General features: G+C 37.5%; 13 protein-coding genes. 2 read left to right on the top strand and 11 right to left on the bottom strand.

Going from position 1 to position 15,678, the window contains the following annotated elements; genetic code table 11:
• Positions 1 to 44: 44 nt before the first annotated feature.
• The 7 genes from tolB to AC2G3J_RS06815 all read right to left on the bottom strand — a co-directional run bounded on the left by tolB (position 45) and on the right by AC2G3J_RS06815 (position 7,412).
• Positions 45 to 1,328, bottom strand: a complete 1,284-nt coding sequence (gene tolB / locus AC2G3J_RS06785; protein WP_483770855.1) for a Tol-Pal system beta propeller repeat protein TolB — start codon at positions 1,326 to 1,328, stop codon at positions 45 to 47.
• Positions 1,329 to 1,604: 276 nt separating this feature from the next.
• Complete coding sequence (locus tag AC2G3J_RS06790; protein ID WP_483770856.1) at positions 1,605 to 2,051, bottom strand: hypothetical protein; 447 nt, start codon at positions 2,049 to 2,051, stop codon at positions 1,605 to 1,607.
• A gap of 66 nt (positions 2,052 to 2,117) precedes the next feature.
• The gene (gene tolA, locus AC2G3J_RS06795; RefSeq protein WP_483770857.1) at positions 2,118 to 3,566 is read right to left on the bottom strand and encodes a cell envelope integrity protein TolA; all 1,449 of its coding nucleotides are present in this window, start codon (positions 3,564 to 3,566) and stop codon (positions 2,118 to 2,120) included.
• A 3-nt stretch (positions 3,567 to 3,569) separates the two neighbouring features.
• Positions 3,570 to 4,019 (bottom strand): protein TolR, encoded by a 450-nt coding sequence (tolR, locus tag AC2G3J_RS06800; protein ID WP_336953996.1) that lies wholly within the window; start codon positions 4,017 to 4,019, stop codon positions 3,570 to 3,572.
• A complete protein-coding gene (gene tolQ, locus AC2G3J_RS06805) occupies positions 4,019 to 4,717 on the bottom strand; it encodes a protein TolQ (protein ID WP_336953995.1) in 699 nt (232 codons plus the stop codon). The genes tolR and tolQ overlap by 1 nt, the downstream gene beginning before the upstream one ends.
• 24 nt (positions 4,718 to 4,741) lie before the next feature.
• Positions 4,742 to 5,149, bottom strand: coding sequence for a tol-pal system-associated acyl-CoA thioesterase (ybgC, locus tag AC2G3J_RS06810; RefSeq protein ID WP_004724526.1), 408 nt, complete (start codon positions 5,147 to 5,149; stop codon positions 4,742 to 4,744).
• Between the two features lie 853 nt (positions 5,150 to 6,002).
• Positions 6,003 to 7,412 (bottom strand): short-chain fatty acid transporter, encoded by a 1,410-nt coding sequence (locus tag AC2G3J_RS06815; RefSeq protein WP_419327933.1) that lies wholly within the window; start codon positions 7,410 to 7,412, stop codon positions 6,003 to 6,005.
• Between the two features lie 920 nt (positions 7,413 to 8,332).
• Between AC2G3J_RS06815 and AC2G3J_RS06820 the strand changes: the two genes are divergently transcribed.
• Positions 8,333 to 10,522: a TonB-dependent receptor domain-containing protein gene (locus tag AC2G3J_RS06820; protein ID WP_483770858.1), complete on the top strand. Its 2,190-nt coding sequence runs from the start codon at positions 8,333 to 8,335 to the stop codon at positions 10,520 to 10,522.
• Positions 10,523 to 10,746: 224 nt separating this feature from the next.
• Here AC2G3J_RS06820 and ruvB read toward each other — a convergent pair whose 3' ends face one another.
• From ruvB to AC2G3J_RS06840, 4 genes are read right to left on the bottom strand one after another with little or no spacing between them, the layout of a single operon-like run.
• A complete protein-coding gene (gene ruvB / locus AC2G3J_RS06825) occupies positions 10,747 to 11,748 on the bottom strand; it encodes a Holliday junction branch migration DNA helicase RuvB (protein ID WP_262086242.1) in 1,002 nt (333 codons plus the stop codon).
• Positions 11,749 to 11,765: 17 nt separating this feature from the next.
• Positions 11,766 to 12,368 (bottom strand): Holliday junction branch migration protein RuvA, encoded by a 603-nt coding sequence (gene ruvA, locus AC2G3J_RS06830; RefSeq protein ID WP_154130120.1) that lies wholly within the window; start codon positions 12,366 to 12,368, stop codon positions 11,766 to 11,768.
• 9 nt (positions 12,369 to 12,377) lie between these two features.
• Entirely contained in the window at positions 12,378 to 13,040 is a 663-nt protein-coding gene (locus AC2G3J_RS06835) for a hypothetical protein (RefSeq protein ID WP_483770859.1), read from the bottom strand.
• The gene (locus tag AC2G3J_RS06840; RefSeq protein WP_004724400.1) at positions 13,040 to 14,380 is read right to left on the bottom strand and encodes a deoxyguanosinetriphosphate triphosphohydrolase; all 1,341 of its coding nucleotides are present in this window, start codon (positions 14,378 to 14,380) and stop codon (positions 13,040 to 13,042) included. Before AC2G3J_RS06840 ends, AC2G3J_RS06835 begins: the two co-directional genes overlap by 1 nt.
• A gap of 491 nt (positions 14,381 to 14,871) precedes the next feature.
• On the opposite strand from AC2G3J_RS06840, the gene AC2G3J_RS06845 reads away from it, so the two are divergent.
• Positions 14,872 to 15,612 (top strand): hypothetical protein, encoded by a 741-nt coding sequence (locus tag AC2G3J_RS06845; RefSeq protein ID WP_419360493.1) that lies wholly within the window; start codon positions 14,872 to 14,874, stop codon positions 15,610 to 15,612.
• Positions 15,613 to 15,678: the final 66 nt, after the last annotated feature.

The following is a 15,678-nucleotide window of genomic DNA, read 5'->3' on the forward strand; positions in this document are numbered from 1 at the left end:
TCCGGTATTTCAATTTTAAATAAGTGATTTACATCTTGATTAAATTATTTAGGTGCCCAAGCAGGTTCACGTACTTCACCTTGTTCGCTTGGTAAGTTCATGCGGAAGCGACCATCTGTAGACATGATTGCCAATAAGCCACGATTACCCTCACGTGTTGCATAAACCACCATTTGCCCATTTGGAGAAAAGCTTGGTGATTCATCTAAACTTGTTGGTGTCAAAATATTGGTGATACCTGTAGAAATTTCCTGAATGGCAACTTTGTAATTACTACCAGAAGGGCGGTGTACCAATGCCACATATTTACCATCGGCACTTAATGTACCGCGTGCATTAAATGCACCACGGAAAGTTAAACGCTTGGTTGAGCCATCATCAAAACTATAACGGTAAATTTGTGCTGATCCACCACGGTCAGATGTGAAAATAAATGATTTTCCATCTGGAGCATAACGTGCTTCAGTGTCAATTGCGCTATCGTTGGTCATGCGCTTCACTTGACGTGAATCTAAATCCATTTGATAAACTTCAGGATTTCCATGCATAGATGCAGTAAACAGCATTGATTTCCCATCAGGAGAGAAACTTGGTGCACCATTTAAACCGCGAAATGCAGCGAGTTTTTCTCGTGCACCAGTGGCTAAATCTTGGATATAAATAGCAGGGCGCTTGGTTTCAAATGAAACATATGCAATTTTTTTCGCATCTGGCGTCCAAGCAGGTGAGAGAATCGGGTCTCTTGAACTTAATACTGTTTTAGGTTGCTCACCATCAGTATCTGCAATTTGTAAGGTATAACGAGTCTCTGGTGTTGCAGGGTTACGTAACACATAAGCAATACGTCCTGTGAAGTCACCTTGAATCCCTGTAAGCGCTTGATAAATTGCGTCACTGATCATATGTGCCGCAGAACGTACACGTGATGCTGGGATTGAGAGCAATTCATTTAATAGGAATTTCTGCTTTTCAACATCATAGAGTTGGTAATGTACTGCCAATGAATCATCTGCATTGGTTTTAGAGTCACCTAAAACCACATAAGGAACCCCAGCCGCTTTCCATGCTTCTGCATTTATATTGTTTATGTTTGCAGTTGCAGGAAGATTTTTTGATGAACTGGTAAAGCGCCCAGAGCGATTTAAATCTTGTTCAACAATAGGGTAGATAGATTGATCATTACTAAATGGAATGATGGCAATTTTAGGTGCAGATTCAGGTGCTTTGGCAATTTCTAATTGCAATTGTGCATATGATGTTGTGATCAATGCTGGACTAAATGCAACAATAATTGCGAATCCTAATAGATGTTTAGGCATGATTTTCATTGGACTTCATGTACTCAAATATCAATTTTTAACTATGCTTAGCTTTGTAGCACAAAGACATGATTTTAATCTATATAAAGCATGTAATTGTGAACAAAAGATTATCATTGAACAGATTTACTAAAAAATTAAATTCAAATTTATTACACTAATGAATTTCAGCTTGATCTTTGGGCATTGTAAATGTTGCAGCTTTAAAAATTACTTTTTTATAGATTTGACAACAATGTCATTGTTGCTGCCATTAAAATATATTATCTCGTGTTGAATAGAGACTTATTCAACACGGAATTTGATGCGAATCACTTTTAATAGTTGATTGAGCGATGACTGTTTAGACACTTCAAAAGGCGCTGCTTGTTGAATCGCTGTTTTGATTGCGTTTGAAAAAGCTTCGCTGTACTGTCCTGTGATTAAAATATCTTTTACATTTCCGCTGTCATCTAAGTAAATAATAACATTGGCATTTTCTTGGATAATTGTTAAATTTCTTAACTTTTTAACAATTCGATTGACTCTAGCGGTATTTATCCGCTGAGCCATTTGACTTTGTTGAAGTAATGCTTCCGTTGTTGGTACAGACGGTTTTTTTTCGTATGACGCAGAAGGTGGGTGTTGTTGCGTATTTACTTCAAGTATTTTTTGTTGTTCTATTTTATTTGCAAATAAAAATGCAGTTGGAATAAATAATGAAATTGCTAGAAGTATGGATTTAACTCGCATTTGATTTTTCCAAGTGATTGTTCTTGCATTAAATTACACCCTGCCAAGACAGGGTGTAATTTAAGATTATTTCACTGTAAAATTTGCACTAAAACTTCGAGCTTCGCGTCTTGCATCTGGATCAGATGGCATTGGGAAAGGTGCAGCATTGCGAACTGCTTGTTCCACACTTGCTTTTACATCTGGGTCTGATGCATTGACAATAATCGAGGCCACAGAACCGCTATCCGTTAGTGTGACACGAGCTGATGCCTTTTGACCTGTTGAGCCAGCCGGCATACGCCAAGCATTCCGAACTTTACTTTCGAAGTCCTTTTTCGCAGAAGATGCAACTTTTCTCGCTTCTGCCTTTTTATTTGCAGCAGCTTCTTTTGCTTTTTCAGCAGCAGAAGCTTTTTCTTCATCTAATTCACGTGCTAGATCAGCTTTACGTTTTGCGTCCGCATCTGCTTTGGCTTTTGCAGCAGCATCTGCCTTGGCTTTTGCAGCAGCATCTGCCTTGGCTTTTGCATTAGCATCCGCTTTGGCTTTTGCAGCGGCATCTGCTTTAGCTTTTGCATCCGCTTTGGCTTTTTCAGCAGCATCTGCCTTGGCTTTTGCATTAGCATCCGCTTTGGCTTTTGCAGCGGCATCTGCTTTAGCTTTTGCATCCGCTTTGGCTTTTTCAGCAGCATCTGCCTTGGCTTTTGCATTAGCCTCCGCTTTGGCTTTTGCATTAGCATCCGCTTTAGCCTTTGCAGCAGCGTCTGCTTTAGCTTTTGCATTAGCATCCGCTCTGGTTTTTTCAGCAGCATCTGCCTTGGCTTTTGCAGCAGCATCGACTTTAGCCTGTTGGGCCTTATCTGCGGCTTCTTTTCTGACTTTTTCAGCGGCTTCTGCTTTGCTTTTTGCTTCGGCATTGAGTCTTGCGAGTCTGGCTTTTTCAGCAGCATCGGCTTTGGCTTTTTGAAGCGCCTCTTGCTTGGCCTTAGCTGCTGCATCTGCTTTAGATCTTGCTTCAGCCTCAGCCTTAGCTTTCTCAGCAGCATTTTTAGCCTGCTTTACTTTTTCAGCTGCCTCATGTTTGGCTTTTTCCGCAGCATCTGCTTTAGCTTGAGAAAGTTTTAAGGCTTTTTCTTGTGCTGCTTTAGCCGCTACCATAGCCAATTGCTGTTCTAATGCAGCTGCCTTGGCCTGTTCGGCAGCTTTTTGTGCTTCTATAGCCTTTGTATCAGGGGGATTATTTGCTTCAGTTGGAATTTCTGGTGCTGTTTGATCAGGTTCTGCTGTTTGCTGAGTATTTTCTGCAACCTTGCTATCTGCCGTTTCAGTGGCATCAGTTTCGACTAAGGGCTTGGGCTCAGGTGGTGGTAAATCTTCAGGCTTAATTAAAATGGTTTTAATTTGCTTGGGTGGCTCAGGTGGTTGACTTAAACCGAGAAAAAGTAAGCCAGTAATCGCCACCACATGAATACCTAGGGTAAATCCAAGTGCAATCGCTTTTTCTTTAGATTGTGGCTTTTGAATATTTTTCATAACTTACTTTACAGACTCTGTCAGTAAACCCACTTGGCTTAAACCAGCATCTTGCAGTGTAGACATGAGTTTCATGACTTCACCATAAGGGCGTGATTCACTACCATTGATCAAGACACTCAATTGCTTGTTATTTGCTTGAGCTTGTTGCTGATTTTCTGTAAGTACGGTTTTCAACTCATCTAAAGTTAAAACCTCATTTTTATGGTTTTTGTCTTCAAGTTTAATCGAACCATCTGCTTCTAAAGTTACGATGGCTGGTCGGTCTTCAGATTGAATCGGATTATTGTTTGCTTGAGGTAGGTCAACTTTAACACCCGTGGTAATCATGGGTGCTGTCACCATAAAAATAACCAATAAAACCAACATGACATCGATATATGGAACGACATTCATATCACTTTTTAAAGGTTTTTTGACGCGTTCAAAACGCCCAGAACGTTGGATTGTCATTATTCATCTTCCTGTGTAGTTCCCACAGACTGACGTTGTAATAGCGCCACCATTTCTTCTGCAAATAATGCTCGATCTGAATAAATTTCTTCGCCTTTTGCTGTGTAATGGTTAAATGCTAATACCGCTGGTATTGCAGCGAATAAACCAATCGCAGTTGCAATTAATGCTTCAGCAATACCTGGTGCAACAGTGGCTAAGGTAACTTGTTCAACCTGAGCTAAGCCAATGAATGCACTCATAATGCCCCAAACAGTACCAAATAAACCAATATAAGGTGCGACAGAGCCGATACTGGCGAGAGAGCTTAAGCCTTGCTCTAAACGGCCTTGATCACGACTGAGTCCTACACGCAAGATACGTTCAGTACCTTCAATCATCGATGCAGTTTCTGCATGGCGTTTTTTAAGTTTTAAAAACTCACTTAAACCTTGATAGAAAATATCTTCTAAACCGTTTCGCTTAGAATTAAGCTGAGCATTGTTATATAAGGTATTGAGTTCAGCACCAGACCAGAAGATTTTTTGGAAATGCTCATCGCCTTGATGTGCTTTCTTATAGCCCATATGCAACTTGGCAATCAAATACCAACTAAAAACGGATGCGAGTACTAAGATTAGCATCACCAATTGAACCACAGGGCTCGCTTGTAAAATTAAATCAGAGATGTGTAAAGAAGATTCTAGTTGTGTTGCCATAGTTACATGTGCCAAAAGTATTTTTTATTCGTGAGCTAATTCTCGAAGAATTAAATCACGGATTTCGTCAGGAATTCTACGAGGTTTCATATCTGTACTTAAACATGCCAACTCTACCTCGCCAGAAGCAAGCATGATTTCACCACGATATATATTCTGTTGCAACACAAATGACGAAGCTTTACATGAAACTACACTTGCTGTAACAGTAATAAGATCGTCCATGAGTATAGGGCGAGAATATTTCAATGCAATTTTATGCACGACAAAATTGTAATCTTTTTGATGCCAATAGTGGTCAATACCAGATGCACGTAGCCATTCTGTCCGTGCACGTTCCATAAAGCGGATATGATTGGCATGGTATACGATACCGCCAGCATCTGTATCTTCGATATATACACGGATTTGGAATTCGAATTTATTACTCATGTTGCTATGCATTCCTGTGTTGTTTATTGCATATCTATCAATTGCTTGCCAGTATTCACTTGTGCTGTTTCAATTTAAAATGATTCAGTTGGAAGAAGATGAGCTTTATATCGCTGATCTGATTGCTTCATTGAATTTTACAATACTTATAAGGGAACCTATCAACTATGCCAAAAGCATCTGTGAGATCTTTTGAGAGAAACGGAAATCTACATGAACAGAGGCCTGGTTGATTAAACAGTACGTGTATATAGCCTTTAGAGGCTATATAGTAGAAAAATTAAATCGATTTGACCCACTTATAAATTTGCACAAGAGTTTAACACTGACTTTGGCGCGAATTTTAGCACAAGGCATGCTTTCTCAAATGGCACAAGATTACAATCCGAATGTGCTAAGAAGGGCTGACAGAGATTAGCTTGAGGATTCTTTGAATGAAGTGGCATCAGTGAGTACTGTATTACCCTCACTGTCATACTCAAAAGTTAAATTATAGAATATCACGCAATGATAAAGTAGTTGATGCAGAAAGATTGAGTGAGAAGTATTTCATATAATGACCATTATATTAAATCGAATAGAGAGAACTTTAGTGTTTTAGCTCATCTAAATAAAATTTATATTAAATAAGAGAGCGATACGAAATTATCCATTATAATTTGGAGCTTAAATTTAAACATGAATAATAAATATAGAGGGCAAATTTATGAAAATAATAAGTAATCTATAATATTCCCTGAAATTAACATACTACAACTATACGCAATTTTAGATTATTTATATCAATAGCTTAGTGATATCCTTGCCCTAAACGCTTAAAGTTAGAAGGAGGGCAAGGAAAAGATATTACATTCTAAAAAGTAGGTGGCATATAGGTTAAAGTACGACCAAGAATCCACAATAAGAATAAAACTAAGGGTAAATGGAAGACAAGCTGAGTAACTGTAAATCCAATAACATCTTTGGCTTTTAATTTTAAAATTCCCAGCATGGGTAACATAAAAAAGGGATTAATTAAGTTAGGTAAAGCTTCTGCTGCATTATAAATCTGAACAGACCAGCCCAAATGTACTTTCAGATCGTGTGCAGCCTGCATGACATAAGGTGCTTCAATAATCCACTTACCACCACCAGACGGAATGAAGAAACCTAAAATAGCTGAATACAGCCCCATGACAATTGCGAAAGTTTCCTTAGATGCAATTGATACAAAAAATTCAGCAATATAATGAGATAGAGATAAATCTTGTGCGTTCATTGCACTTGTCATAATAAAAGCAATACTTCCATAGAGTGGAAACTGAATCAGTACGCCAGAAACAGCAGGGACAGCTTTAGATACTGCATTTAAAAAATTTCGAGGAGTTCCGTGTAAAGCAATACCCAGCATTAAGAAGATAAAGTTATAAGTATTTAAACTGGAAATCGCAATAATCGGATTGCTTTTTGTAAACTCATTAAACATCCAGATCAGGCCTAAAACTACAATTAAGATACTGAGAATTGGAGAGTTTTCCAGCCAGTCACCTGGGCGTTTTTTGCTTTGAACTTCGGTCTCTTTATCTTCAAAATGAATATCAAATTCATCAATGGTTTTTATACTATTGCCTTTAGGTGCAGACCAGAATGCAATGGCAATTGACACAATAATCAATACTGCAGTCATAATCATAGACTGTGGTAAAAAGATCGTTTCAGTAAAAGGAATAATACCAGTTAAGTTATAAAGTGGTTCTGGTAAGCTCGCCTTGTTTGCCTGTAACTGAGCAGCGGAAGAACTAATGCCAAGTGCCCAAGTTGCTCCCATACCAATAATAGCGGCTGCGGCAGCTGCACGATAATCCATATTCAGCTCTTTACGCTTGGATAGTGCAATCACCAAAAGGGCAGTTAAAACTGTACTCATGGCCCAATTAACCAGTGAAATAAAGAGGCTGACCGTCGCTACAAAAACAATAGCATTCCTTCCAGATGTTGGAATCTGAGCCATTTTTTGAATGAGCATTTCGACGGGTTTAGATACTGAAACCACATAACCAACGACAATCAACATACACATTTGCATCGTAAATGGAATCAAGCTCCAGAAACCATTGCCAAATGAAATTGCGACATCTTGAACAGATGCTCCTATTCCAATCGCAGCTATGGCGACAATGATGACACCTAACAGGGCAAAGATATAGGAATCAGGAAACCATTTTTCTGACCAATCACTGACTTTTATTGCAAATTTTTGTAATATATTCTGGGTGTTATCCATATTTAAATATCCTATTTATTTGATTATGAAACGAGCACATCCATGTTGAAAATATTGATTTTCGGGCGATAACCATCACTATCAGTGAGTTTGAATATTTGTATAAAAGACTCTCGGATGAGCTTTAGATATATGCACTGTTAAAATTTTTCTAAACTTACATTCCATGCAAGTTCACTTAATTTGATTCCCTTTTTGTGTTACTCAGTCAAAATCTTCAACTATCCTTTTATTAAATTATTAACATTGAATTAGCTTTTTTATAAATTTAAAGTTTTAAACATACAATAAGAAAAACTCATTAATCAAAATGGCTTGCTTATATTTATTTGTAATAGCGGGTTATAGGCAGTAACGTTTGAGCACCTAATGTATATGCCATATTTTCCAACTATCAACACTGTCAGCTCATTCCTGAAATATTTTTTCTGATTGTTTAAAAAAAGTTATATATATGATCCTTTATTTTTGCCTACTTATAAGTGCCTAATATTAAGATACACTATATTTTTCTAAAAATATTAATAAGAAGTTCTTTAAAATAACCAATAAGTATATATTTAAATCATTAAAGTTTTTGATAAGCCTTACAACATGTTATGGAAATTAAGAAAAGACTTGTTTGAAGATTTAATCTGACAGTAGAAGTTTATATTTAGCGCTGTGTAAAAATGACTTATCGAAGATGAATTTTATAAAATAGTAAAATTTTTAATTGGATCTGTGTCGTTAAATCGCTTTGTGAAAACCAATAAATATTTTATTAAGTTTTAGTTAATTTTAAGTGTAATAAGTCTTTACTGGGAAGGTTATTTTTTGTATGCTTTTTATTACTAATGATAATTCTTATCATTAGTATTTGTGTTATTTGTTTTTATTTTGTCAATTATTTATCTCGTCCATCTATTGGAATTCTATTTATGAGTAAGTTTAACCTTTATCCAATCTCAATTGCATTTTTAGGAATTACAACAACTTCAGCTTTCGCTGAACGCAATACTGAATCTGCAGATGCACAACAACTTGCTACAATTGTTGTTTCTGCTGCGGGTTATGAGCAAAAACTTAAAGATGCACCAGCAAGTATTACTGTGATTACAGAAAAAGACTTAAAAGACAAACGAATAAACTCAATTGCAGACGCTTTAACTGATGTTGAGGGTGTCGATATTAGCCCTAGCGCTGGGAAAACAGGTGGTTTAAATATACGTATTCGAGGGATGGACTCTGAATACTCTCTGGTTTTGATTGATGGTCGTCGTCAGAACAGCACAGGAGACATCACACCAAATGGTTTTGGTGAATCAAATAACAGTTTTATTCCTCCAATTTCAGCAATTGAACGAATTGAGATTATTCGTGGACCAGCTTCTACATTGTACGGTTCTGATGCAATGGGTGGCGTCGTCAATATCATTACAAAAAAAGTTTCAAATGAATGGACAGGCTCAATAACATTAGAAGGTACTTTACTCCCTAGTAGCTCAAGTTTTGGCAATCAACGTGCTGCTGATGCATTTATTACCGGTCCGATTGTTCAAGATTTGTTGGGAGTACAACTTCGTGCTCGAAAAGCGCAACGTAGTCAATCCAATGTAGGCTATCTTGATAACAATAATAATTCAGTAGAACTGAGTATGGGAAATAATCCAACCAAATCGGATTTAGAAACTATAGGGGCTCGCATAACATTCACACCAACTAAGCAACATGATCTCTCCGTAGAGTATGAAAAAACTGAGCAATGGTATGACAATAGTAAAGGGCAACTTGGTACGCTTGGGGCCAATGGTGGCTATGATAATGCACAAGAATATAATAGAGATCGACTCACGCTTGCACATACATGGCGTAATAAATTAGGAAGCTTGGAATCCAGTATTAGTAATACTCAAACTGAAACAGTTGGTCGCCTTATTCCATCACGTGCTCAAGCTGGTTTAAATGTGATGACTCCCCGTCGTTTAGAAAGCGAAGACACGATTTTTGATACTAAATTCGCAACCCAATATCTTGATGGGCACAATATTACCTTTGGTGGACAATGGTGGGATGCGAGCATTAAAGATGGATTAAGAGTGAATAAAGAAGTTTCGTTTAAGCAATTGGGTCTTTTCGCTGAAGACACATGGGCGCTTAGCCCTGATTTAGCTTTAACGGTGGGTTTACGATTTGATGATCATGATACATTTGGTACGTTTTGGACCCCTAGAGCATATCTAGTTTGGAACGCAAATGACAATTGGACGTTTAAAGGTGGCTATAGTGAAGGCTATAAAGCACCTCGCTTAGAACGCCTGACCCATGGAATTTATAACGTAGGTGGGCAAGGACGAACCCCTCTTTTTGGTAACCCAGATTTAAAACCTGAAACAAGTAATAACTTTGAATTAGGTACTTATTTTAATAATGATTCTAATTTTGATGCTAATATCACAGCATTTTATAGTCAGGTGAAGGATAAAATAGTCACTGGCCCAATTGAAAGAACATGTGATGCCAAGGATTCTAAAGACAAAAAAGCTTGTGAAGATTTTATGGCAAGTGTGGGTACGCCTTGGTTAATGCAACCTGGAGATACTGGCTCCCGTGCCTGGAGTGTAAGACGTCCGACCAATGCTCAAAAAGCAAATATCTATGGTATTGAAACAGGCTTAAATTGGGAATTTATACCGACTTGGAAATTTGGTTTGAACTATACGTGGACCGAAACAGAAATTCAGGATAATGCACTGGGTAATCCGCCTTTAAACGATACGCCTAAACATATTGTTAACGCGTCGTTAAAATGGCAAGCTGATGATAATATTCAATTATGGGCTCGTGGTGAATATCGTAGTGAACGTGCTCGTTACGCCGCCACATATAATAATTTGTCTGCAATAGAAAAAGGGGTCTATGATGCATTGGGTGATTTTAAGGCATATAGTTTGATGCATATAGGGTCAAATTTTAATGTGAATGATGCGTGGGATATTGGCGTTGCTTTATATAATATTTTTGATAAAAACTTTATTGATTATGAGAAAGTAGGTTCACTTTATTACAATCAATATAGCAATACTCAAGAGGGGCGTCGTGTTCAATTGAGTACAACATTTAAATTCTAATAAATCTCAGCTTAGAGTAGCAATACAAAAGCCCTATTTTTATAGGGTTTTTGTATGTAGCTTCTTTTATGTATTTAATTTTTATAAAAATATTTACATAAATCGACACAGATTGTTAGGGGTTAGATGCTAAAAATATACGAGAAGAGATTTCTCTATAAAACTTAAAGCCTTTTAGAAAAAATAAGAAGAACATGGGAATATTGAATATTCCCATTTATTGATTATTTTGGCTCAGGTGGTGTCATCCCAAACTGTAAATAGGCTTGGTTGGTTGCAATACGCCCACGAGCGGTACGCATAGCATAACCCTGCTGAATCAAATAAGGTTCAATCACATCTTCTAAGGTGCCTGAATCTTCAGCCATTGCTGCGGCTAAAGCTTCAACACCAGCAGGGCCGCCATCAAAACGTTCTAATAACATCGATAAATAACGACGGTCTAAAGTATCTAAACCATCTTTATCAACATTTAACATATCCAATGCACGTTGTGCCATGTGTTGAGTGACTTCACCAGTACCTTTAACTTGTGCATAGTCACGGACACGACGTAACAAACGGTTAGCAATACGGGGAGTACCACGTGCACGACGAGCTATTTCTTTTGCCCCATCTGCTGTTGTGGGAACATTCATTAATGTTGCTGAACGCGCCACAATATGAGTTAAATCTTCTACTGAATAAAACTCTAAACGTTGCACAATTCCAAAGCGATCACGCAAAGGTGAGGTGAGTAGACCTGCACGCGTTGTCGCAGCAACCAAGGTAAATGGTGGTAAGTCTAATTTTATCGAACGTGCACCAGGGCCTTCACCAATCATGATGTCGAGTTGGTAATCTTCCATCGCGGGATAAAGAATTTCTTCAATTACTGGAGAGAGGCGATGAATTTCATCGATAAATAACACATCCCCTTCTTCAAGATTGGTCAGCATTGCAGCTAAATCACCTGCGCGTTCTAGGACAGGACCAGAGGTAGATTTAAGGTTCCCCCCCATTTCACGGGCAATAATATTGGCCAATGTGGTTTTACCTAAACCGGGTGGGCCAAAGATCAAGGTATGATCAAGTGCTTCACCACGACCACGAGCAGCACCAATGAAGATTTCCATTTGCTCTCGTACAACAGGTTGGCCTATATAATCATCCAAAGAGGTTGGACGAATGGCACGATCAAAATGATCTTCGGGTTTTTCAGCCCCACTGATTAAACGGTCTTGCATGAGTGTCTTAATCTGTCTTATTTATTCATGGATTTAAGTGCAGCACGGATAATGTCGCTTGCTTCAGTATAGTCTGCTTTCACGGCATTAATCAGTTTTTGTGCTTCCAAAGGTTTATAACCTAAAGATTGCAATGCCGCTTCAGCTTCTGCAACAGCAGAATTGCCCGTAAATTGTATTTGAGTTGAAGTCGAATTACTCGGTGTGGTACCTGTAGCAAAGACTTTAAAGCGATCACGAAGTTCAATCATTAAACGTTCGGCTGTTTTCGCACCAACGCCAGGGACTTTAACTAAGGTTTTAACATCACCATTCTCAACAGTATGTACCAACATTTCGACACTGAGTGTAGATAGAATACCTAAAGCCATTTTAGGACCGACACCATTCACTTTTAGCAGGGTGCGAAAGATGGTTTTTTCTTGAGCATTAGAGAAGCCATACAGCAATTGAGCATCTTCACGGACGGCTAAATGTGTCCATAAGGTAACTTTTTGACCTTTTTGTAATTGGCAAAATGTTGAGAGTGGTGTGTCGATCTCATAACCCACGCCATTTACATTTAAAAGTACGGTAGGTGCTTCTAAAGCTAAGACTTCACCAATAAGACATCCGATCATTGAGTTTGTTCACTTATTTGTTAATGGTTGAATAGTAGATGCCATTTGCTCTAAACGCAAAATTGCTTTAAGAATTTCTTTGCGATTTCGGGCAGATTTTATCCAAGCAGGTAAACGATTAAAATAGGTTTTATTGGTATTGAAATAAGTTCTTTGTCTAAGGTTTGCAGAAATATAATCTTTTAAACAGTTAATATGTTCTTGATTATAGGCGAAAACAAGTCCATTTCTTGTTGCTACACATAGTGTTAGGCAATAACCAAAATAAGGATCTGTATTGAAGCCGCGATTAAATTGTTTGCGTATATCAAATTGGTTAGGATAGATCCGTTTGGAAATTGGGCAAAAGTTGCAATTCAATTCAATAAATTGAGGAACAAAACTCTTTTTTGCATAGTATTGATGAAACTGAAATTTTCCACGTTTACAACGACAAGTTTCTTCAATATCTAAATAAACCCCAGAGAAATAGCCTAAGTTATTTTCTTGTTTGGCTTTTTGGTCAAATGATTTACAACAATTTTGGCAACTAAAAAAGGGTTGCTCAAAATCAACATCATCAATTTTTTTCGTATAGACGGTGGCATTTTTTAAACAAAATGGACATTCTACTAAAATAGGTTGCCGAGAAAATCTATTCAATGTGATTCCATCATCTACAAACCGTTTCATCAGAAAAAACCAACCTTATTACCTTGGAGTTCTTGCGCTAAGTTATAGGCTTGATGGTCTGAAAATTTACTCACAATATCTAAGACTTGCATAATATTGTCATAGTGATGATCACTAAAGCGTGCACCAAAGCGTTCTAAAATAGACAGTAAACGACCATCTTTAAAACTTAATGTTTTATTCGGTGTCGTAAGGGGAATAAAGGCATCTAAAATATGCTGTAAACTCTGATGGGCAATAATTTCCAAACCTGATTTTTGCGGGTGTTCAAATATTTTTTCACGGGCAAGGTTTTTTGCTCGATCAATCCCAATCTCGATATCCTCAGCACAGTATTGCAGTAACGAACCTTTTAGCTGTCCTGACAAAATTTGATAATGTTGTTTTGCGAAAGCAGTGGTTACTTCATCTACCAGCCGTTTCATGACACGACCGCGTAAGGCTGCAATTTTTTGTTGCCAAGTCATATACGGCATACTAAGTTCAGCGGGAACGCCATAATCTCCTAACAAATCAAGAAAAATAGGTTCAACTTCTTCATAGCTGAGCATATTGAGAATAATACCATCTTCTAAATCAATTAAGGCATAACAAATGTCATCAGCAGCTTCTAGTAAATACGTCAGCGGATGACGACACCAATGATACTCACCCAATTGAATTAAACCGAGTTGATCTGCAATCTGTTTAAGAATTTCTTTTTCAGCTTGATAACAGCCAAATTTAGCCCGTTTGCTTGCAGGAGTATTCCCTTGAGATTCGATGGTCTTAGAGAGCCAAGGATACTTTAAGTAAGCTCCTAACGTTGCGTAAGTAAGACGCATACCTCCATCATGAGGATGATAGTCAATTTTAGTAAGCAGTCTTAAACCTTGGGCATTACCTTCGAACTGTCGTACATCTGCTTGTTGTTCAGGGCTCAGGTCTTGTAAAAAATTTGTATGTGCAGCATCATCAAACCATTCACGAATCGCATATTCACCAGCATGCCCAAAGGGTGGATTACCAATATCATGTGCCAAACATGCAGCTTGAATAATTGCCCCTACATCTGCTGGGGAGATCCAAACGGGGAGTTCATTTTTGATTTTTTCAGCAGCGAGCATTCCCAAAGAACGGCCAATACATGACACCTCTAAAGAGTGCGTGAGCCGTGTATGAATACCATCATGTTGGGTCAGTGGATGAACTTGAGTTTTACGATTGAGTTGTCTAAAACTTTGCGAAAATATAATGCGGTCATAATCTTTATGAAATGGACTTCGTGCCTGTTCTGTACTTTGCTTTTTACTACCTAAACGAACTGTTGAAAGGAGTTCTAACCAACGCATTTGAGTCATTTATCATTATTCATTCTTTCGTTAATCGTATGATGCCAAATTTATTGAAAATGTACTAGGGGCGGGCGACATAAGTTGTCTTGGTCGGTTTATATTTGAGAAATATTTTCCCAGTATTTTTCACCCTTATATCCAAAATAATTCATAATGAAGTTATAAAAGTTGGCTTCAACACTAAACCAATCATCTCTCGCTGTAATTGGATTCACGACAGCAACAGAGCCATAATCAGGTGTTTCAGAATCAAGGCGAATTAAAAGCTGTTCACCATCATCTAAAAATTATCCAATAATACAATCGCCTGTTAATTTTTGATCTTTTCAATCCACTAAATATTGAGCAGTAAATTTTTGAATGATCTGTAAAGCAATTTATAATCTAGATAGTCCAAACATTAGGAAAATTTCCATGATTAAAGTTAATATGTTTATCCCTATAAACAATTAAAATGAATAAACATTATCCTTGTATCATTAAAAAAAGAGTAAAGCATGAATAAAAATTTCTTCTTATTAACTATGATTATTCTATTTGCAGGGTGTAGCCCAACTGATAAAAATCTATCTAATCAAAACAAAGAAATCGAAACTCAGAAAAAAAATGAAGCGAGCAAAGCTGAAATCGAAGAAAGCATTCCTGCCAAGCCTGAACCAGTAGATCAAGCTTTCGCGACTTTTGCTTTTCAAGAAACGCCAGATGGTCATCTGACAAATAATTGTATTTGGACAGATGATCCAAATGCTCAAAATAAACAGTATTGGAGTATCTTACCGAGCAGTATGTTGAATGGAAAAGCTAAATTTACAATAGAGGATCTTACACCTAGCAAGGTAAAGATTGGGCAACCAACTAAAAACTGCAACGAAGCTTATAAAAATGATACGGCAAACTACGCGTATGCGATTAATAAAAGTGGCGATTTGGTTAATGCGGTGGCCCTCAAGCTTGATCGAATGACTCAAAATGCGGATCATACCTATACAATTGATCTGAATAAAAACTCGCATCCTGAAAAAATCTATGTGTGCTATAACATGGAAAGTTTAGATGTATTTTTCATTGACTCTGCATCCCAAAACTCATATTTAGAACATATCAATGTCCGATTATCCTATGATATTGATGGTGAAATCGATCCTGAGATTTCTTGTGGGAAAGTCTTTTATCAAAAAAGCGGAATCATTGCGAAAGAAGATCCTAAAACGGCTGAGTTTCATTATACAGCTCAATAATTCAATTGTTACGAATCATGTTTAAAGACGAAAGTCAAAGTAAATCTGATATTTAAAACCAAGATT

The organism is Acinetobacter legionensis (assembly GCF_057165765.1).